We start from the raw sequence: 20,667 nt of genomic DNA, 5'->3' as shown, positions 1-20,667 counted from the left end.
AGGTTTAAACACGATTGGTGAGCCACAATAAAAAGAAAAGGCTCCATGCGGAGCCTTTTCGCCATGCCAATCCCTATCAAGTGGGCGAGCCCGATACACTGTAGATATGACCGTCATTGAGGCTGCTGAACAGCGCATTCTTAACCTTTCGCAAGGCATAGACCTGTTGTGCCTCAATACTAGTCTCTCCCACAGAGTCGGCTACCAGCGCACACGCAACGGTGCTGTTGCCCTTAATGTCATTGAGCTGCACCTGCAAGTTCTGCTGCTGGCTACCTGCCCGCCCCTGCACATCCACGCGCATTTCGCCCCGTTTACTGATGCTACCAGAGTCTCGCCACACATCGGCAAAGTCGATGGCATCAATGGCGAGCATGGCATCGTGTTGCTGAGAGGCAGTCATTTTGGGGTAGCGGTTTGGAATCCAATCCCCTTGTTGCACCTGTAACATGATGATCTCCTACTGTGGGCTTACCACCCAGTTGGTACCGAGGCCAATCACCGTCCCCCAGTCACTGTTGGACGTGCAGGTGATAGTTTGGCCATCCACATCCACAGTGCCTTTGTTACTGTCGGAACCACCGGCGCCACCGAACTCGAAAGGCCCGATGAAGAAGCCGCCCTCGCCTTTGATGATTTCCTTCACTTGTTTGGCGAATTCACTGCCTGCATTGATGGTAATGGTGGGCCGGTAACCGACGATCATCTGCGACACCAGCCGGGACAGAATGCCACCCTTGCCGAAGTAGTAGATGTCATCACCGTTCTTAAAACCGGAATGGCCTGACACGAAAGGACCGTTCTTGTAGTTGGTGGGCATGGCCGCGTTGAACCATTGCCCCGGTGTCACCGTCACCACAGACACATCTTCGAATGTGAAAGTGATATCGTATTGGCTGGAGAAGTGTTTGGTGGAGACTTTCTTGTATTCACCAGCGGCTTCAAAGCCAAAGAAGTCAAATAGGCCACCGAGTTCATCTTCACTATAAACAGTGCTGTCAGACCAGTGGCGGGTGGAAGAGTCGATGGAGAAAGTCTTGCTGGAGCCCTTGCTGGCTTTGTGGCCAAAGTTATTGCCGGTAATTCGATTGACGTATTCCCAGGGCGTCTCGCTTATCTCGAAGACGGACTGATCCTTGATCATGTTGCCATCCTGCCCCACTACCGAGGACAGGTTGTCATCATAACGTTTGACAGCATCACTGATCGGTCCCTTAAGCTTTTTCATGTACTCTTTGTAATTGGCATTGGCCGCCTCCAGTTGCTGCTTGGCTTGTTTGACCTGGGCTGCTGAGGCGAGTCCCTCGTTATCCAGCCAGTCTTTATAAGACTCGGTGCTGCCTGTCTGTTGCTTGAAGTTCTGGTAGGCCACATTTACCGACGACTGGATCTGGAACAGGTTATGGGACGCGTCAGAAATCTTCTGTTGCAGGGCTTGCCCCTCATCGCCGCCATCGGCCATCAAGAAGTTCAGAAACATCTTGTATTGGTCACCAAAACCTTGCTTCATGCCATAGTCATTCGGATCCACCAGCGGGCTGGTGGGGACGATGTTGAGGAATTGAACCTGCTGATACGGCACGGAGCCCATGGGAGGGTTTTTGCCCCCCCAGTTCCAGGGTTGCGGCCCGGTCAGCATTTGCGGAACGCCTTCGATCTTTATCTGATCACTGAAGGCGGTCATAAATTGGCTCCAAAGCGTCTTGGTCATTTCACTCATTGTCTTGCTCCTGATAATGGTTAAGGGGCACTGTTATGCCCTTGTAGGTCGCCGATTAGCGAATCGGCGATATCAGTGTTGAGCAAGAAATAGTCTCAGTGAAATTATGACTGCTGATGGTTGTCATCATGAGACATGGATTATGCAACGTGATAATCACTATTATCATCCATAATGACTAACCCCTTTTAATGATGAAAACACTGTTTAGTATAAAGATAAGCTAAGCCAAACCGCTTACCTCGCCTTGAGTAGGCTGCTGTCTTACCATCATCATTAAAAAGGATGCCATCATGATCATCCCGGAGTTATCTGCAGCGTCACCGAATACCCTGCTTAACGCCCAACGGCTGGCAGCCCTGCCTATCACCAGCGAGCACGCCTTGCCACCTGTGGACTGGCAGACACTGGGCGTGGCAAACAACCGTATCCCCGCCGTGTTACCCCTCAGAGGTTGGCAAGCCAATTCCCCCTTTCCTGAAGCGGATGTGGCGGTGATCACCTGGACAAGTGCAGAGTGGGCGGCCATGAATCAGGTGCTGACCAATTACCGCGAATCGCTCACTCCGACCCAGGCCAAGGGGCACGACTGGCGTCAGGGCTGGGAAGAATACCAGCGTAATTACTGCCAGATTCATCAGTACATGGTGGACGTGTCGAAAACCTACCAGGGCGGTGCCCCCTCCCTGTATGACCAGGCGTGGGGCAGCGTGCGGATGGTAACCATCGGTGAGCTGAAAGTGTTGCTGGTGAAATCGGGTATGCACCTGGCCCAGGACGGCACCGAGTTGCCCCTGACCCAACTGGTCGACCAGCTTTGTCGGGAAGCTCAGCCACGGCTAGTGCTCTCCATCGGCACCGCCGGCGGCGTGCGCCAGGAAGATGCTCTTGGCTCTGCCCTGATTACCAACCAGGCCTATTTCCACTGCCTGAAGCATTTTGCCAATGCGGATTTCAACGGCACCACGGTGCAGTCTTCATGGCAACCTGGTGAGCATTACCTGCCCCTGGCTCAGGAGGGAGTGATACAGGTCTCCGGCCCGGAAATTTTGCCAGTGAGTCCTCAGTACCCCGCTGATGCTCATATCAGCCCGGATGCGCCGAACAGCCGCATCAAGGTGGTCACCGATCAGCCCATCATTACTACTGACACCTTCCTGTTCGGCACCACCACTAACGGCCTGCAACAGTATGGCTGCATTGTTGAAATGGACGATGCAGTGGTCGGCATGGCCTGCAAAAAGCACCAAGTGGCCTACGGTTTCGTACGCAATGTGTCCGACCCGGTCATCAATGGCCAGCTACCGGATTCCCTACAGGACAGTTGGGCCGGCTACATCTATCAGGAGCATGGGTTATACACCAGTTACAACGGCGCCCTGGCCACTTGGGCTCTGCTAGCTGCCGAGGCGGATCGCAAGGAGGCGCACCATGACTAAGCTTAGCTGGTACCTGCTTACCCCCCAGACACAACGCAACGAGTACCGATTGGCCCCAGTTAGCCCTACTGGGGTCGATGTTCTTAATCAGACTAGTGCCCTGGCGAGTGACGGCTGCGAGCTATTCGTCAGCAGCACCCAGGGGCGGCTGGCCGCGTTGACGCTGAACCCAGATACCTTGGGCTTTACTCCGAGGGTGGAGATCAACGTGAATCTGGCCTACCAGACCCTAAGCCCCTTCCTGCTGGGTGGGCAGCCACACCTGCTGGCCTACACTCGGGACGAGGGCATTCTCGATTTTTTCCGAGTCACTGACACTGATTTCCAGCACCTTTATCGCTATCAACGTACCTATGGCGATACCACTGCGGGCTTCACCACTGTTCATGCTTTTGGTTATCGCGATCAGTGCCTGTTTATGGGTTACAACGCCGATACCGGAACCAGTCGGATCTATGGTGTTCAAGTGCCACCCGAGGCCCCGCTGAGCATCAGGAAGTTATGGCAAGGTGGATGGGCAAAAGGCTGGCAGAATTTCTGTTTTTTCCAATTCGGCGGCGAGAATTTTTTCTTTAAACATAACCCTACCTACAAGGCGGTCAATATCGACCACTATATGGATGACCCTGTCGAGGGATCTCACCCGGTAGGCACCGGCCTGCCTTTGCCTCAGGAAACCAGCGCGGCAGCGACGCTCGCCTTACTGGAAGGCCCCGGCTTTGCAGGATATAGAGCAGACAATGGCCAACTGGTCGTTAACCGTTTCCACAGCGATTGCCAGGGCTGGCAACAGCAAGCTCAGGTGCAAGCCGGGCGGGGATACTCGCATTTGATCACTCTTTCGTTCGATGACGGCAAATCACTGTTGGCACTGTACGACTGATTTATTTATCGGCCACCATATCGAAGAACCACTCGATCACCTGCTCAACCCGACGCGGGTACTCATGATCATTGATGGTGATGATATGGATATCATTAAGCAGCGGTTGACTGGCCTGATGACGGTATAGCCGCTCCTGCTCGAGCAGGGATGCCACACAGTGGCTGGGGATCACCGCCATCCCCAGCCCACCGGCTACCATGTCGATGGCGCCGTTTATGGAATTTATTTCTCCGGCAAACGTCAAGGAATAGGTATTGAGGTTGGAGCGCTCGGGAAAAACATGCTTGAGCCAGCGATCATAATAATAACTGGAGCCGGGGTACCAGATGAAACGCTGTTCTAGGATCGACCTGTCGGTCAACTCCTCTAATAGCGCTGGGTCTGAGGATACCAACACATACTCCTCTTGACAGAATAACTTATAACGCAACAGCGGATGATTGTTATCTTCCGTGACGAAACCGAAATCCACCTGATTCGCCAGCAGCATGCGCACCACCTCCTGGGTGGAGGTAAGTGTGATGTTCAGCTCGATATCCGGGTGGGCTTGGCGTCGCTCCAGCAGCATGGGGAAATGCGGCGACATCAGGCAACTAGGCGGCATCGCATAGGAAACTAATCCTGCTACTCGCGACTCCATAGCGTGCACCCTATCCATGAACTGCTGAGTGCTGTAGATCTGCTGGCGTACGTAATACATCAAAGCGTTACCGGCATCGGTGAGCAGAACTTTCTTGCCAATACGCTTGAACAGGGTCACGCCAATTTGCTCTTCCAGTTTGGCTATATGTTGACTGACTCCGGACTGAGTCATGTGGGCGCGGGTGGCTGCATGGGTAAAACTTTGGGTCTGGGCTGCTGCCATGAAAGCTTTGAACAGTCGCTGATCCAGCAGCATAAAATCCTGATTGGAAAAGCTCATGAAGGGTGTCCTGCATTGGTCACTGGTGACAGCGAAAATTGTAGATTGAAGGAACTTCCTGGCCCTACCGACAAGCCCGGATAAGCGGCAAATGGAGAATGAGGCACTGCTACCGAGACGGCACTATCGGCCCAAATCAATTCGCCAATAGCATTAGTCTGCAACACTCGACCGTGCCGTTGCCAATGAGACCAGACAACACACAAATTGTCATCCTGATAGTAAAAAACGCCCAGCAACTCTTTCAGTGGCCGGGCAAGCAGGATGGTCATCGCATCGCATATCTCTCGCCGGAAGGCTGCTACGCTTTGCCCGTGACGTAGCCAGACTTCGCTGAACACTTCCCCCTGCTGCCAATTCCCCCCGGAGTCGAATAACTGCACTGGGCCTGTCTGCTCTGGTTGACCATTGAAGGGCGCGGGGAAATCGCTGTGGCTGGCAGGGCGGCCTTGCTGGGCCTGAAAACTGAACACAGTACTGTGTAGAGCCCCATACCCACGCCCTGCCACGGTGGCATGGCTGGCTTGTTGGTAACACTGGCGACTGGGATAAAACACCAGCGCGACTTCATCCGGCACTTTGGGATGGTGGCTGGATGGCAGTACCGAAGGTACATAGGCCTGCAGGCCTTGAGGGGCCATCGACTGTACGGTGGCGGGGATAAAAACCTCCCCCAGTTGCTGGTAAAAACGTTCCCGCCCAGTACCACTAGCCAATTCCGGCAGGGCATAGCCCAACCACACTCGCACAGCCCGCATCGTCTGCATTTCGGTTGTCATCACTCTACTCTCTCCCTGCTTATCAACCACATGGACGGGTTACTACCTTGGCTTATTCATGAGGCAGGTTTAAAACAAAAAAGAAGTGTAATTATCTCTTAAATCAGAATTTTAATTGCAGTTGTTGACATCGAACTGTTTGGATTCGAACTGGGTGCCATCTGCCACTGTTAAGCCTCTTGTACGTAACAATTGCCTCCAAGCCTACGCTTTGGTAGGCGGAACCACTTCCACTCAGCATTACACTTGTGCGGGGTTCATCCACAAGAAATCAGGGGGGGGAGGGCAAAATCAAAGCACGTGCTTCGCCTGGCGTAACCCCAAAGCGCTGCTTGAAAGCACGATAAAACCAGGAAAGGTGATTGAAGCCCGAATGCAAGGCGATATCGCTCACCGAACGCGGCGCTGCCTGCGGGGATGTCAGCGCACTGAAGGCACGCTGAAGTCGCTGCTCAACCAGGTAATCGGTGAAGGACGTACCTTCGTGGTGAAACAGGGCACGAATATAGCTTGGCGATACCGAGTGTCGCTTGGCGAGGGCTTCTAGAGTGATGGCGCTGCGTGCGTGCACATTGATATCGGCTTTGATGGCTTTTAAGCGCACCTCACGCAAGCCGCCACGCAGGGCATGTTCGCTTGCCTCCGGCGTGGCGCCTAACGCTAGGCAGGCAAGATCAAGCAGCTGTCTTGTCAATTGGGAAGTGGGTTGATTATCAGGCGTCTCGGGCTGTTTTGTCAGTGCGAGTGAGAGTTGAGTGAGATGCTTTAGCGGTTCGCCTGGTGAAAGCAGGTTTTTGGGTAAGCGGTCCATGTCGCCAAGCAGCGGCGCCAGTTGCGCGCGTGAAAATGCGACGCTCAGGAAGTTGACACGCTCGCCGTGAAAGTCGACGCTACCTGACTGATGGTTGTAGACGACGCGCGCTCTGCCCGGCGTGCAGGCCAGAGACTCGTGGGCTTCTAGGTGAGAGAGCCAGCCACCCGGGCCTCCGGGGTGGATTAAAAGCGTAATGTCATCATTGCCATCGGCAACTTGAGGGGTTTCACGCGCCGCATGTAGTGACGATGCCGTGACCCGAGCGATGGAAATCCCCGGCAGCAGCTTGATGCGTGTTTCAACATGCGGCACCTGCTTTCTTGGCGCGTCAAGCTGCACCTGCGCCATGGCGCTGTAGATGTCTTGGGCTGCCTCCAGGCGTTCGCTGGGTGCATAGTCTTCGGTTGAAAATGAAAAAAAAGCCATGGTGGTAAAGTGCGTTATTAGAAGCGTTAGCCTCATTAATAAGCATTAAGAACGTTGAAAACAAGTAAACATAACACCTTATAAAAAAGCGTACCGTGCAGAAACTAACCATAAGTAGATAAACAATACGATCGTTCATGGTGAATATGAGTGGATGCTTGAAACATAAAATAGTGAAGCACCACGACGTAATAGCACCAGGCAAACAGGATTGGATTCATGGCAAGGGTCAATGACAGAAAACGCTGGCGGTGGCTGCAATGGGGGGGAGGCGCTGCCATTGTGGTGGCGCTTTTGCTGGATCTGGTGGGGTGGCTGCCGTTGCCTTTTCTAGAACGCTTGGAGTGGCAGACGTATGATGCGCGTGTGCGAGCCACACTGAGCGAAGAGGCCGATCCATCGCTTGCGATTATCGACATTGATGAACGCAGCCTTTACGAGGTGGGCCAGTGGCCCTGGCCGCGTACGGTCATTGCGGAGTTGGTGGAAACGCTGTTTGAGACCTACGACGCGGGGCTATTGGGGGTGGACATTGTGTTCGCCGAGCCGGAAGGACAGGTGCTGGAGCAATTTTGGGAAGCGTTGGTAAGCGATTATCCCGAACTTGAAGAGCGCTCACCGCCGGAAAGCGGTGACGCGGTGTTGGCTGACACGTTGGCCAATTACCCAGTAGTGCTGGGGCACTATTTTCAGGCTAGCGCGGCGGAAGATGATCCGCCGCCTGTGGGTGAGCTGCCCACACCTGTAGAGGTGAACGGGGGCGATTCGCTTTCAGTACCGGAGCCAGAGCGGTTTACCGGCAATCTTCCCGAACTGCAGCAAAGCGCCATGGGCGGTGGTTTTTTTGATAATCCGCGGGTGGACGAAGACGGTGTATTTCGACGGGTACCTTTATTGCAGCGCTGGGAGGGCGAGCTCTATCCGAGCCTGCCGCTGGCCATGCTGATGGCAATGATAGGTAATCCAACCATTGAACCACAGGTGGGCGAGGGCGCGGGTGTCGCCCAGCTTGAGGCGCTTGAGGCAGGCGGCTTTGAGATTCCGGTGGATAATGAGGGGGCGGCGCTGGTGCCATGGTACGGCGAGCGCGGGCATTTTGAGTATATCTCGGCAGCGGATGTGTTGAACGAGCGCGTTGAGCCTGAAGACCTGGAAGGCAAAACGCTGATACTTGGTGCATCGGCCCCTGGGTTAATGGATTTACGTTCCACGCCGGTAGGCGGCGTTTTCCCTGGGCCGGAGGTGAATATGACGCTGCTGGCGGGCATGTTGCACCAGAGTTTTAAAGCGCAGCCGCCGTGGGTGGACGGAGCCGAACTGGTGAGCCTGGTCTTGTTGGGCGCGCTGATGACATTTTTGTACCCGCGTTTGAATGCACCCGCACTGCTGGCGGTTAGCGCCGGGCTGCTAGGTATTACGTTGGGAGGGAATCTCTGGGCCTGGCAGCAGGGGCTGGCGCTGCCGTTGGCGGCATTGCTGGTGCTGTTTGTGTTGCAAATGCTATGGCATCTGGCGCTGAATTTTTTAAGTGAGTCGCAGCAGAAACGTTGGGTAGCCGAACGCTTTGGGCAGTACATACCGCCTAAATTGGTGGATGACATGGTACACAGCGGCCAGGGGATGAGCCTGCAGGGTGAAGAGCGTGAGATGACGGTGTTGTTCTCGGATGTGCGCGGGTTTACGGCGTTTTCTGAAATGATACCCCCGGCAGAGCTAACCCGTGTCATGAACCGTTTACTGACGCCGCTTACTCAAGCGATTCACTCCTGCAATGGCACCATCGATAAATACATGGGCGATGCCATGATGGCCTTTTGGGGCGCACCACTTGACGATGCCAGGCACGCAGAGCATGCCCTTGAAGGAGCGTTTGCCATGCAAGCGGCGCTTGATGATATCAACCAGACATTTACTCAGGAGGGTAAGCCAGCCCTGTCCATGGGCGTGGGCTTGAACACGGGGTTAATGAGTGTTGGCAACATGGGCTCCAGCTTTCGGATGGCTTATACCGTGATGGGCGATAACGTGAATCTGGGCTCGCGCTTGGAGGGGTTGACCAAGGCGTATGGGGTTAGCGTGCTGGTCAGCGAAGCAACGGCGCAGCAGTCGCCCAATTGGTGCTTCCGCCGGTTAGATAAAGTACGAGTTAAAGGTCGAGATGCTCCCGTCTGGATACTGGAACCTATTGGTAAATGGGGAGAATTAACGCCGAGCCAGCGTGAGTGGCAGGCGGCGTTTGAAGAAGCTGTCGCGCTTTATCAGTCAGCAGCATTCGAAAAAGCGCAGGCGGCGTTTGCCGAGTTAGCGGATCAGCAAGACCCGCCCACCCAGCTATATTTGCAACGCATTGCATACTTTAAAGAAAACCCACCCCCGCCCGATTGGGGCGGGGTTTGGACGCACGTTGATAAATAAGGGGTTCTTGCACGTCAGTGGTTGTTGGATTAAGGGGTGATATCCTCGCGCTCCAACAGCCCGGTACCGCTATAATTGCCGAGTTCGCCACCAACGGCTTCGATCAGGCTCATGATGGCAGCGGCGTCTTCACCAATGTACTGGCCTTGCAAGCTACCACTATCAAAGCAGTCGGTATCGCAGCCTTCGTGGGTGAGGTCGATGTTGTCGAGTGGGAAGGTATCGAAAGTTGCACTGCCTTCTTCTGTGACCTGACTGCCGATCAGTTCGCCAAATTCTTCTAGCTGTAGTTCAACCGCTAGGCTGCTTTCGCCTCCGCTACTAACTAAAGTGATGTTGCTGTCGCTGAGGATGGGAATTATGTCGTCGCCAGCTTCGTTGACAAGCCCTGTGCCGCCTGTCCAGTTAAAGGTGACGCCGTCGGCCAACTGATCGTTAAGTGACGCTAGTGCCTGGCTGCTGAGTTCATTGCTCAACGTATCGGCTAGCTCATCTGAAGCGCTAATAAAGGGAATACTGATCCCTATGGGCTGATCTTCCTCGACAAAGGGGTCGGGTGTTTCGGCGTCCCAATAGCCCCATACCACCTCACCATCTACTACGCTTTGGCTGCCTTGCTCGGTGGGGAACGTATTCTGTTCGTAAAAACCGCTTAACAGGTCGCTGCCGATTAGCGTCGTTAAGCTGTTTTCGGTGGTAGGAGGGAAATCGATCCAGACCTCCGGCTCTGGTTCTGGCTCTGGTTCAGGCTCTGGTTCTGGTTCTGGTTCTGGTTCTGGCTCTGGCTCTGGCTCTGGCCCTGGCTCGGGTTCAGCGTCTATCTCGTCTTCAATGTCGTCTATAGTGGTGTTGGCATTGGCAACTTGTTGACTGGCCAGAGTATTGGTTTGGTCGCGTTGGATCTGCTCATCAGCAGTCGTTGCCAAGGCAATATTGTCGAAAAATGTCCCCGTGGTGGAATTGCTGCCGTCGGTATCGGCATCTAGCGTGGTATTGGCAATGGGGGAATCGCCGCCCTCTTGCTGAGCACCGTCGCTTTCGTCATTTTCGTCGATGTCGCTACGCTGCTCTTCGAGTTGTTCAAAAATCTCAATGCCATTTGCCAGTCGCTCTGGGCTTGCGTCAGCAGCAGCGGAAAATACCACTTGCCCTGGGCGTACAATACGCTCGCCAACGTCGGTGCTCATTGAGAGCATACCGTTTTCAACATATAAGTAGCTGCCGGAGCCCATGCCGGGTAACGGTGGCGTTTCGCCATCGGGTACGTGAACAAGTTGAAAGCTGGTGCCACGGATTCCCATGGTGGCGACCGGTGTTTTATGGCTGACGTTCTCGGGGGCATTACGTCCAATCGCACCGGTTACGGCGCGTAACCCGCCACGTAGCAGTTCACCACTTTGTGCGGATTCGTCTGGGTTTTCTTCGTCCTTGTTGTAGCTTTCCAGGGTGTAGGTGCTATTTGGCTGGATCGCTTTGGTACCGCCGTCGCTGTAACGAATCTGCAGCGTGCTGGCGCTTTCGGTGCGGAAGGTATCACCAGCGAAAATATCGTCGCCGCGCTTAGCGTCTGTGCGTCCTCCGTCGCGCTCAATCGAGGCGTCGCCGTGAATGAACATCACCTGCCCGGCGGGGGTGTCGGCCACTACCGTCACCGGTAGGATGAGGCTACCAAGCGTTGCGTGGAGTGATACCCAGCGGGCAATGGAGTTTTGTGTAAAACGAGCCATAAGCCCTCCCTAGAAGAGATAACGCACGCCGATCTGCGTTTGTAGACGGGTTGAATCGTAAAATTCGATGGTGGCATCACGCTGTTCGTAATCAGCAGACGTTTCTAGCAGCCAGTGGGGGTTGAACTGGTAGAGCCAGCTTAAACGCGCCTCCCATATCTGTTCTTCACGCTGGGCTGGCTCGTAGCGGCTGGTAATGTTGTTGACGTCGTCCTGGTAGTTTCGATGGCGGTATCCGACATCGCCGCGTATTAGCTGGCGCTCGCCAATGGGAATGTCCATTCCCATGCCCACTTGCCATTGATGGAGGTCGCCGCCCGCGCGCTGTTGGTCGCCTGAACCGCGAGCCCATTCCTTGCCTAACTGCGCCTGCCAGCGCAGGTTAACGTGAGTGAGCGGGGTGGTGAGCTCAATCCCCAGGCGGCCAGCGTCATAATCGCTAAGCGCGTTGTCAAAGTCGTTGCGTTGGGCGCTAAGCTGCCAGGTGAGCTGACTGTCGGTGGCCACTGTGTAGTTATAGCGGCCGCTAAGCCCCCAGCGGGTCAAGAGTGGGTTTTGCTCAGCCCCGCCCCAGCCCTGCAATACACTGGGTTGCAGTGTCCAGGTGTGGCCATTGCTGAGTTCTTGCTGGTAGCCAGGCGCTAGCTGTAAAAGGGTTAGGTCCATTTCCTCTGCAGCATCGTTCGTGTAGCGCTGGGTTTGTGCGGTAGCGCCGAGCAGCCAACGTGAGCGTTCGTCAATTGGGAAGCGCCCACGGTAATTGGTTTGAAGCCGCTGGTAGACGCTGGAGCGGCTGGCGAAGGTGGTGTCTTCGAGTTGGCCGGGGTCATCGGGTTCCAGCACTCCACTATCCACGAGTTGGTCAACCACATTACGCAATGACGGTGGTAAGGGATCCAGCGCGATATCATTATTGTAGCGCTGGGGATTGGTGTCATAGCCAACCGTGACACCTACGCTCAGACTATGCTGTGGGTCGTTTTCTTCGCTGCGGCGTTGTTCAATGACCCCCTTGAAACGCCTAATAGCTGCTTGCGCCTCGGGTGGAGGTGAGAGGTCTTCCAAGCGCTCAATTTCCTGTTCGGCGGCACGGCGCTGATCCAGTTTCAGTAGCGCAGCGACCCGTTCCATCCGCGCGCCCGCATGCTCTGGCTGGGAGATCAGCACACGGTCCAGGGCAATCATGGCGTGAGTCACGTCATCGGCGCGCAGCGCTAATACCCCTAACCAGTAGTTAAATTCGGGTTCACTGCTATGATCAACTTCGATTGCTTTCATGCTGGCGTAGGCAGCTTGGGCATCGCCTTGGTCAAGCAATTGTCGAGCGCTTTGTAGTGTTTCTTCATACGCGAGAGCACGGGGCGTGCATAGCAGCCACAGTGTCATACCAAGCAGGCAGTAGAGAAGAATAGGCCGCACTGTTATTGGTTTCATCGGCTAACCTGTTTGCTTGGGGATAATACTGATGCCAGGGTACTTGCTGGCAGAGGGAATGACTTCCACTCAGCGTTACACTTGTGGCGTATTCCCGTAGCGGTCTTATCAGATAATCTGCCACGTCAGTGCCGCGGGAAGTTCGGCATGAAGCTGTTGGGTGATTGTTTTGCGGTGCTGCGGTTTTAGGTGGGTGATCAATAGCTTTTGAGGTGGTGTCGCCAGTCGGCAACATATTTCGGCGAGCCGCTGTGGGCTTAAGTGATAAGCCGATTCGGCAAGGTGGTCAAGCTGATTAGGGAAGGCACATTCCATCACCAGCGTGTCGATTGCGCCCAGCCGGTTAAGCGATTGAATGGTGGTGTCTGAAAGCCCGGTATCGCCGCTAAAAGCAAGTGTGCCGGTAGGGCTTTGCACCCAGTAACCACAGGCGGGAACGCCATGGGTAACGGGAAAAGGTGTCACGGTGATGCTGTCGTCAAACGTATACCGGTGCCAATGGGCAAGCGGTATGTAACGCAACACGGGGTGTTCTGGTGAGGGGAGTTGAGTGAAATCAGGCCAAATAACGTGATTGAAAATATGCGTTTTGAGTGCCCTGATAACCTCAGGTAGTGCATAAACGGTCAAGACTTGGCGGCGAGCTGAAAACGTCTCAAATAGGCTGTCGATAAGGAGTGGCAGGCTTGCAATATGATCAATATGGGCATGGGTCAACAGGACGCTTTTCAGCCTGCCAATTTGGTCATGATCGAGCTGGTTTACGCCCGTGCCCGCATCTAACAGCGTGGTAGGGGTGAGCAGGAATGCGCTAGTCCCCCGGGAGGGTTCGAGGCCTCCGCTAGCGCCAAGGGCGTTGACATTCACGGTGCTGTCACTCCATTTTTTGTTGAGGTCGATATACGCCAGTAGAAGATGGTGTTTTAGTTGCCGTCAGGGGATATCGACACGGTTTGTAGTTTTTATTGACGCGTTAAGTGCTTATCGAGCCAGTTTAGACGCCATATCAAAGCCTATAATGCTTTGTATCGCACTTTTCATTTCTGGGTCACGTTGGTAGAGGCGCTCAAGCACCGAGGATGGCCAAATTAGGTAACGTACCGGCTGGTCTGCGATGACATCAGCACTGGTTAACCTGCCGGTAATAAAGCTCATTTCACCGGCAAAGTCGCCTGGTAAAAGCGTGGCGCGCTTGATGCCATTAACCTTAACGCTGGCACTGCCTGAAAGCAAAATGATAAGCGCCCGCAACTCTTTGCCTTGTTCGATTAACGCCTCGCCTGATTGTATTTCATGGGGCTCTGCTTGCTGTAATAAGCGGCGCATGCGGCGAGGTTTAAGCAGCGAAAAGGTTGTCTGGTGGAGCCACTTCTCTTCTTCGGTGAGCTTAATAGGACGGCGCTGGAGCAGTAATACCGTCAAGTTGACGGTATTAATCACAATAAAAGCGATTTGCCATGACATAGCACCGTAAAGCGGGGAGGCTTGAAAATAGAAGTAAGGCAAGGTGGATAACGCCGCTACAATCGTTATTGCGCGTAGCCATGCCATATCGCGAACAATATACGCCAAACAAAACAGCGCATTGGCAATAAAAAAAAGCGCAATTGTAAACATCCTGTCTCCACAGCCATATAACTCACTACTTCATAGAAGCGGCACCATGCTACACAAAAACATGAGGAGGATCGCAACGAATTTAGTTACTCGCCTCTAATAATGGAATTATCCTGGTTGGGTGTATCAAAATAGCCACGTTGAATACCGCTGATCAAATTTAGGATTACTTATGTCTCCCGCCTCACCGCACCAGACGCTGAAAGACGTATTCGGCTTTGACGACTTTCGTGGCGGCCAGCAGGCGGTGGTGGCAAGGGTGTTGGATGGCCACTCCACGGCGGCGATTTTCGCTACCGGCGCGGGGAAGTCGCTGTGCTACCAGCTTCCGGCACTACATCTGCCCCACTTAACGCTGGTGGTGTCGCCGCTGCTGGCGCTGATGCAGGACCAACTGGCGTTTCTGACCCGCCACGGTGTCGCAGCGGCGAGTATTGATTCCACCCAGGACCGAGAGACGACGCGTGATGTGATGGAGCGCGCCAAGCGCGGCGAGCTGAAAATCCTGATGATTTCGGTGGAACGACTTAAGAACGAGCGCTTTCGCCACTTTCTACGCCAGATGCAGATCTCGCTGCTGGTGGTCGATGAAGCCCACTGCCTGTCCGAGTGGGGGCATAACTTCCGCCCCGACTACCTGAAACTGCCGGACTACCAGCGAGACTTTGCTATCCCACAGGTGCTACTGCTGACTGCCACGGCGACGCCAACCGTCATCGCCGATATGGGCGAGAAGTTTGCTATCGCGCCGGAAAACGTCATCACCACCGGCTTTTACCGTGCCAACCTTGAGCTGCTGGTGTCGCCGGCCATGGAGGACCGCCAGCAGCAGCTGATCAACTGGCTTAAACCGCAAATGCAGTCTGGCTGTGAAGCACCGACGATTATTTACGTTACCCTGCAACAAACCGCCCAGCGGGTGGCGAAGGCGCTAGCGGCTCAGGGAATCGCAGCCCAGGCCTATCACGCCGGGTTAGATTCTCAGCGGCGCGATGAGATCCAGCGCCAGTTCATGAGCGGCGAGTCGCCCTGCATCGTGGCCACCATCGCCTTTGGCATGGGCATCGATAAGGGCGATATCCGCAACGTGGTGCACTTTGATTTGCCCAAATCCATCGAGAACTACAGCCAGGAAATTGGCCGGGCGGGACGTGACGGCCTGCCTTCCACCTGCCTGACCCTGGCCGGTCGGGATGGTCTGCGGGTGCTGGAAAACTTCGTTTACGGCGATACCCCCGAATATGCAGGCATTGTCCACTTGCTGGAAGAGATCGCTGCAGCAGCCAGTCAACCGGATCACCAGTGGGAGGTGCTGCTCAATACCCTTTCCCGCGACACCAACATACGCCTGCTGCCGCTGAAAACGCTGCTGGTGCGGCTGGAAATGCGCGGCGTGATTGCGCCGCGCTTTGCGTTTCTCGCCGAGTATCGGCTGCGTTATCACATCGAACCTGATGCCCTGGTGAGTCGCTTCGAGGGCGAACGGGCGGCCTTTGTGCGCCTGATCGTCGACAACATACCCATCGCCCGCACCTGGGGCACGGTGGATTTTGACCGCCTGCACAGCGCGGGGCAGGCCCAACAAATTGACGCCTCACGCGCCCGAGTGATCACAGCCCTTGAGTACTTCCAGGACAAAGGCTGGCTGACCTTGGAAGGCAAGCGGATGACCGATGTCTACGAGGTATGCCAGCCTGATTTTCCCCTCGAGGCGCTGGCGAGTCAGCTGTACGATGACTGCCTGACCCGGGAGCACGCCGAGATCGAGCGGCTACAGGCCATGCTGGCGTTATTTGAGTCGCAGAGCTGCCTCACTCGTCGACTGGCCGAATATTTTGGTGACAACACCTTTGATACCCCATCCAATACTGAACAGGGCCGCTGCGGCCACTGCTCGGTGTGTCACGGCCACCCCGTGCGATTAACGGACGCGCCACCCGAGCCACCGTTAACGGCGGCCGATTTTCAGCGCTACGCTAAGCCGCTGATCGAGCGCCACACCGAGCAGTTCGGCCAGCCGCCCAATGCCCAGCTGCTGGCGCACTTTCTGTGTGGTTTAGCCATGCCGATCTTTACCCCGCTCAAGGCGCGAAGCCTTAACGGCTTTGCGGTATTTGAGCAGCGCGCCTACCCCAAAGTGCGTGAGTGGGCCGCGCAGCATTTGGGCAATGCAGGCTGTTAGCGAAGAATCATTCCCAAGTGGGGAAAGGGTCGGGCAGCTGTTTCCAGGCCTCCATGCCTTCCAGTAATTCTGCTTCGCTCAGCAGGCAGTCATCCAATGCTTCGCGCATTTTGGCTTGGTCGAGGCTCTGGCCGATAAACACCAGTTCCTGGCGCATGTCGCCAAACGGCTCCTGCCACTTGTCCATAATGAACTGGCGAACCTCGGGGTCTTCGGGCCACTGGTCCTCGGGGATAGCTTTCCAGAACACGCCGGCCATGCCGTGGTGGGCGATACCGCCTGCCTGGCTCCACTGGCCTGCGTAGCGTGGGCGTGTTGCCAGCCAAAAGAAGCCTTTCGAGCGCAGCAGCCCTTTACCAAACCACTCCTCATTGAGCAGGTCGTGGAACTTCTGTGGGTGGAAAGGACGACGGGCGTGGTAAGCAAAACTGCCGATGCCGTACTCCTCAGTTTCAGGCACGTGCTCGCCGCGCATCTCTTTTAGCCAGCCGGGTGCCAGTTGGGCGCGCTCGAAGTTGAACTTGCCGGTATCCAGCACTTTGTCCAGCGCCACGCTGCCTTGCGAGATGGGTACCAGCTCCGCGTCTGGGTTCAGCGAGTGGAGGATAGCCTTCAACGCTTCCAGCTCTTTTGCGTCGATCAGGTCGGTCTTGCTGATCAGCAGCACGTCGCAAAACTCGATTTGATCGACCAGCAGGTCGGCGACATTGCGCTCATCGTCTTCACCCAAGCTTTCACCGGCGTCAGCTAGGCTCTGCGCTTCTCGATATTGCTCTAGAAAATTGGCGCCATCCACCACGGTGACTAGCGTATCCAGCCGTGCGACCTGGGAAAGGCTCTGGCCACTTTCATCTTCAAAGGTAAACGTTTCCGCCACGGGCAGCGGTTCGGAAATGCCGGTGGACTCAATGACCAAATAATCAAACTTGCCTTCCCGAGCTAACTGGCTGACTTCTTCCAGTAGATCCTCGCGCAGGGTGCAGCAGATGCAGCCGTTGCTCATCTCCACCAAGCGCTCTTCACTGCGGTTAAGCGCCACTTCGCCATCCGGCGTTGGTTCGCCAGGGACGCCGCGTACCATAGCGCCGTCGATATTGACCTCGCTCATATCATTGACGATCACCGCGACGCGGCGACCTTCACGGTTGGCAAGAATATGATTCAGCACGGTGGTTTTACCGGCCCCCAGAAAACCTGAGAGGACAGTAACGGGTAGGGGACTGAACGCAGTCATTGCTAGCACCTCTAAGCGGGGATTAAATGTTATGTGATAATATAACATTTATTGCTCGTTTAGAAACAGCTCGATTGCGTAAGCCTGATATCAAGTCGTCAATCAGCGCTTATATTGCGTCGGGCAATACCCGCGCGATACATCCGGCGAGCGCAGGGCTTGGTGTTTGGTAGCACGGCCAGTGACGCGTTTGCGCCATAGGCGAAACGAGGCAGGTTTTAGCTGGTGGCGCATCACCTCAATCACATCCGGCTCAGCAAAGCCATAGAGCGTTTCGATGGCTTCAAAGGGCGTGCGGTCTTCCCAGGCCATTTCAATCATGCGTGATTGTTCGTCTTCGGCAAGACGGCGAAAGCGCTTAACGGCGGCATTGGGCATACGGTACCTGTGTAATTAGCGTGAAGTGCCAGGTCGAGCGGGTAGTGAGGAGCGCTGCATCACAATCCAGCGCAGCGTGTCGATCACGACAATAACGGCTAAACTCACCCCCAGCACGGGAAGAGCGACACCCAACGCGAGGGCGATGGCGATGAGTCCAAGCTTGGCACGTAGCGGTAACAACGCCCAGGGTTCGCTGACGGTAGGAAAGCGTTGTCCACTCGCGAGCCGGGTTCGCCGCCACCAAAGGGTATAGCCCCATAGAATCAGCACGATAATGCCCGATGCGATCAAGCCAAGAACCACCTGATTAATAACGCCAAACAATACACCCATATGCAGGTCGATTCCCCAGCGGGTCAGCTTCGCGGCTAAGGGGAATGTCGAGAAATGGGTTTGGTCCATTACGGCCATGGTGCGTGGATGCAGCGCCACCTGGTCCACCTGGGTCGGCCAGCGACGGTCTATTTCGGCAACGCGCCACGCTTGGCCATGCGATGTGGGCGGGGTGATTTGCAGCCGGTTGGCCTCAAGCCCTGCTTGCCGGGCGGCGTTCAGTGCCTGGTCGAAGGTGATCAGTGAAACAGCAGGCGCCTGCGTCTCCTTGGCCTGGCCATGCCCACGGTGCTCGGCATGTTCATCGTTTGGCATTGCGTCAGCGTTAAGCTCGGTTGACACACTGGGCGTACTCCAACCCCAGGCGTGGCGAAGCTCTGCAATATTGCCCCCCGCCCATTGTGACCAGGTTAGCCCCGTGGCAGAAAACAGCAATAGCCCAGCGGTTAACACAACGCCGAGGGTAGCGTGGCGCTTAGCCAAACGGCGTGGCCCCTGGGTTGCTTGTAATGTCTGCCTGCGGGTGAGCCAAAGGACAATACCGCCTAACGCCATCACCCATAACCAGGAGGCGGCCAGTTCGCTATACAAGCGCCCTATATCGCCCATCAGGAGCTGACGATGAAATAGGTCGATTTGGGTGCGTAACGGTAAAATACCGCTGGTGCCATAAACGGTGGCTTCCCCGGTAACATCGAGCGTGACAGGGTCGACGAATACGGCCCTATGTTGCGATGCGCCGAGCGAGGGGTCACTGAACATAATGCGTGTGGTGTCACCAAGCTCAGGTGCAGGTCGCACTGCATCGGGAGATGCTGTGCTGTTCAGGTGATGTTGGGCGGCAGCGATCTGGGTGCTTAGGGGCCGAACGTCTCCCTGTTCGGTGCCTTTTAGCGTGTCCTGATAAAACCAGGTTTCCAGCGCAGGGCTTGCGACATAAGCGATGCCGGACAGAGCTGCAACCAAAATGAACGGGCCAACAAACAAGCCAACATAAAAATGTAGGCGGCTGATCAGCAACACCAGCGGTTTGTTGAATAAGGGGCGACGCGCCATAACAGAACCTGGATCAGAAAAGTCAGCCCTGCATGGTAGGCGAGGGTGTTGGCAGGCACCAGCAAAAGCGAGCGGCATAGCGTCGCATTGAGCAATTCTTATCCCGGTTTGGTGGCCAATAAGGCCCGAAATAAGCCGTTCATTAGTACCGGTTCGTCGTGGCGGAGGCTGAACCCTGCTTGATCGAGCAGGGGGTGTGCCTGGCGGGTAATGTCAGTGGCGATGAGTGTGGTTACGACGTTTAGCGCTCGTCGAAAGGCACTGGCAGGCTGGTCATCGGGTTGAAATTTATCCATCACGCATAGCTGTCCGCCAGGCGTTAAGACACGATACGCCTCCGCTAGCCCTTGCTGGGGGTTGGGCATAACCGCCAACAATAAATGCATAACCACGACGTCAAAGTGTTCATCTGGGTAGGTCAGCGCTTCGGCATCCATAACGTGGCAGGTTACATCACGCTGGCAACGATGGGCGCGGTCAGCGGCGCGCTTGACCATCGCGGGCGTCAGGTCGGTTAAATGAATTTCCAACTCACGAGGAATAAAAGGAAGGTCTAACCCGGTGCCTGCCCCGACCAACAACACGCGCATACCTGGCTCCCAGTCCACTTGGCCCAGGGCTACTCGCCGAGGTCTACGAAAAGCACGATTGGCAATGGCATCGTAAAGTGGTGCATAGGCGGTGTAACGTATACGGTTCCAAGCGGTGGTGTTGAGCATAAGCCCCCAGTAACACGCGGCTTCAATTGATTATTTATAGCATGGATTAAACAACCCGGCGAATTGGTTTTGATTAAGTGATAATAAGGTATTGTTTTTTAATAATGTTGAGATGTTCTTTGTTGGCTGGTTGTTTGTAAATTTACTGTTTTTGTTTTTTAATTAATGCTGTTTTTTATCTTTTTTTAATGCGTTTTATTGTTGAGTCGATTGGAGAGGCCCTCGATAATATCAAGTAGTAATTGACGGTCGCTTGGTGCTAAAGGTGCCAGAAGTGTTTTGACCCGGCTTGACTGGTCTTCCAAATGAACGCTAGCTTGCCCTAATAGCTCAGCCGCTTCGCAATTGAATATTTCCGCAAGCTCCAGCAGCCGAACTATGTTGGGGATCACCCTGCCACGTTCAATCCTTGAAACGGCCTCATTACCCACGCCTAAGCGTTCGGCCACTTCTTCTTGGGTCAGTTGGCTTAGAACCCGCTGCTTGGCAATGGCTCTGCCGATGTTGCTAGCTAGCCGTTTCTGTTCAGTTTTATTCACAACGTCCTCCCTATAGACCTGAATGGTTGAGTATCAACCTATTG

The 20,667-nt window shown here is 55.0% G+C and carries 18 protein-coding genes; 4 read left to right on the top strand and 14 right to left on the bottom strand.

The genetic code is table 11. From position 1 onward, the window contains the following. Positions 1-76: 76 nt before the first annotated feature. On the bottom strand, positions 77-451 hold the full coding sequence (locus tag CPH17_RS09065; RefSeq protein WP_074397440.1) for a hypothetical protein: 375 nt from the start codon (positions 449-451) through the stop codon (positions 77-79). Positions 452-460: 9 nt separating this feature from the next. Continuing rightward, positions 461-1,720: a hypothetical protein gene (locus tag CPH17_RS09060; RefSeq protein WP_096299193.1), complete on the bottom strand. Its 1,260-nt coding sequence runs from the start codon at positions 1,718-1,720 to the stop codon at positions 461-463. A 293-nt stretch (positions 1,721-2,013) separates the two neighbouring features. On the opposite strand from CPH17_RS09060, the gene CPH17_RS09055 reads away from it, so the two are divergent. Beyond that, on the top strand, positions 2,014-3,159 hold the full coding sequence (locus CPH17_RS09055; protein ID WP_096299191.1) for a phosphorylase family protein: 1,146 nt from the start codon (positions 2,014-2,016) through the stop codon (positions 3,157-3,159). Beyond that, the gene (locus CPH17_RS09050) at positions 3,152-4,042 is read left to right on the top strand and encodes a hypothetical protein (protein ID WP_096299189.1); all 891 of its coding nucleotides are present in this window, start codon (positions 3,152-3,154) and stop codon (positions 4,040-4,042) included. Before CPH17_RS09055 ends, CPH17_RS09050 begins: the two co-directional genes overlap by 8 nt. Position 4,043: 1 nt before the next feature. Here the strand turns inward: CPH17_RS09050 and CPH17_RS09045 are convergent, their stop codons facing one another. The 3 genes from CPH17_RS09045 to CPH17_RS09035 all read right to left on the bottom strand — a co-directional run bounded on the left by CPH17_RS09045 (position 4,044) and on the right by CPH17_RS09035 (position 6,986). Further along, positions 4,044-4,967, bottom strand: a complete 924-nt coding sequence (locus CPH17_RS09045) for a LysR family transcriptional regulator (protein ID WP_074397436.1) — start codon at positions 4,965-4,967, stop codon at positions 4,044-4,046. Continuing rightward, a complete protein-coding gene (locus CPH17_RS09040) occupies positions 4,964-5,749 on the bottom strand; it encodes a hypothetical protein (RefSeq protein WP_157742956.1) in 786 nt (261 codons plus the stop codon). Before CPH17_RS09040 ends, CPH17_RS09045 begins: the two co-directional genes overlap by 4 nt. Positions 5,750-6,017: 268 nt before the next feature. Next, on the bottom strand, positions 6,018-6,986 hold the full coding sequence (locus CPH17_RS09035) for a helix-turn-helix transcriptional regulator (protein WP_096299185.1): 969 nt from the start codon (positions 6,984-6,986) through the stop codon (positions 6,018-6,020). 219 nt (positions 6,987-7,205) lie between these two features. On the opposite strand from CPH17_RS09035, the gene CPH17_RS09030 reads away from it, so the two are divergent. Next, positions 7,206-9,401 carry a CHASE2 domain-containing protein gene (locus CPH17_RS09030; protein WP_096299182.1) on the top strand — a complete coding sequence of 732 codons (2,196 nt, stop codon included), beginning with the start codon at positions 7,206-7,208 and terminating at the stop codon, positions 9,399-9,401. Positions 9,402-9,430: 29 nt separating this feature from the next. Here CPH17_RS09030 and CPH17_RS09025 read toward each other — a convergent pair whose 3' ends face one another. From CPH17_RS09025 to CPH17_RS09010, 4 genes are all read right to left on the bottom strand, one after another. Continuing rightward, complete coding sequence (locus CPH17_RS09025) at positions 9,431-11,128, bottom strand: FecR family protein (RefSeq protein ID WP_096299180.1); 1,698 nt, start codon at positions 11,126-11,128, stop codon at positions 9,431-9,433. Positions 11,129-11,137: 9 nt separating this feature from the next. Continuing rightward, the gene (locus CPH17_RS09020) at positions 11,138-12,562 is read right to left on the bottom strand and encodes a hypothetical protein (protein WP_096299178.1); all 1,425 of its coding nucleotides are present in this window, start codon (positions 12,560-12,562) and stop codon (positions 11,138-11,140) included. Between the two features lie 108 nt (positions 12,563-12,670). Then, a complete protein-coding gene (locus CPH17_RS09015; RefSeq protein ID WP_074397430.1) occupies positions 12,671-13,429 on the bottom strand; it encodes a 3',5'-cyclic-nucleotide phosphodiesterase in 759 nt (252 codons plus the stop codon). A 114-nt stretch (positions 13,430-13,543) separates the two neighbouring features. Next, positions 13,544-14,179, bottom strand: a complete 636-nt coding sequence (locus CPH17_RS09010) for a cyclic nucleotide-binding domain-containing protein (protein ID WP_074397429.1) — start codon at positions 14,177-14,179, stop codon at positions 13,544-13,546. Between the two features lie 172 nt (positions 14,180-14,351). On the opposite strand from CPH17_RS09010, the gene CPH17_RS09005 reads away from it, so the two are divergent. Next, on the top strand, positions 14,352-16,361 hold the full coding sequence (locus CPH17_RS09005; RefSeq protein WP_096299176.1) for a RecQ family ATP-dependent DNA helicase: 2,010 nt from the start codon (positions 14,352-14,354) through the stop codon (positions 16,359-16,361). Between the two features lie 7 nt (positions 16,362-16,368). Here the strand turns inward: CPH17_RS09005 and zigA are convergent, their stop codons facing one another. The 5 genes from zigA to CPH17_RS08980 form a co-directional block, all read right to left on the bottom strand. Further along, a complete protein-coding gene (gene zigA / locus CPH17_RS09000) occupies positions 16,369-17,595 on the bottom strand; it encodes a zinc metallochaperone GTPase ZigA (protein WP_096299174.1) in 1,227 nt (408 codons plus the stop codon). Between the two features lie 102 nt (positions 17,596-17,697). Further along, the gene (locus CPH17_RS08995) at positions 17,698-17,973 is read right to left on the bottom strand and encodes a TIGR03643 family protein (protein WP_074397427.1); all 276 of its coding nucleotides are present in this window, start codon (positions 17,971-17,973) and stop codon (positions 17,698-17,700) included. Positions 17,974-17,988: 15 nt separating this feature from the next. After that, on the bottom strand, positions 17,989-19,365 hold the full coding sequence (locus tag CPH17_RS08990; protein ID WP_096299172.1) for a PepSY-associated TM helix domain-containing protein: 1,377 nt from the start codon (positions 19,363-19,365) through the stop codon (positions 17,989-17,991). 98 nt (positions 19,366-19,463) lie between these two features. Continuing rightward, positions 19,464-20,084 carry a class I SAM-dependent methyltransferase gene (locus CPH17_RS08985; RefSeq protein WP_096299170.1) on the bottom strand — a complete coding sequence of 207 codons (621 nt, stop codon included), beginning with the start codon at positions 20,082-20,084 and terminating at the stop codon, positions 19,464-19,466. Positions 20,085-20,269: 185 nt separating this feature from the next. Beyond that, positions 20,270-20,623, bottom strand: coding sequence for a helix-turn-helix domain-containing protein (locus tag CPH17_RS08980; protein ID WP_074397424.1), 354 nt, complete (start codon positions 20,621-20,623; stop codon positions 20,270-20,272). Between the last annotated feature and the right edge of the window lie 44 nt (positions 20,624-20,667).

This window comes from Halomonas sp. hl-4 (genome assembly GCF_900215475.1).
GTDB lineage: Bacteria > Pseudomonadota > Gammaproteobacteria > Pseudomonadales > Halomonadaceae > Vreelandella.
This window is presented reverse-complemented; position numbering and strand designations above follow the sequence as displayed.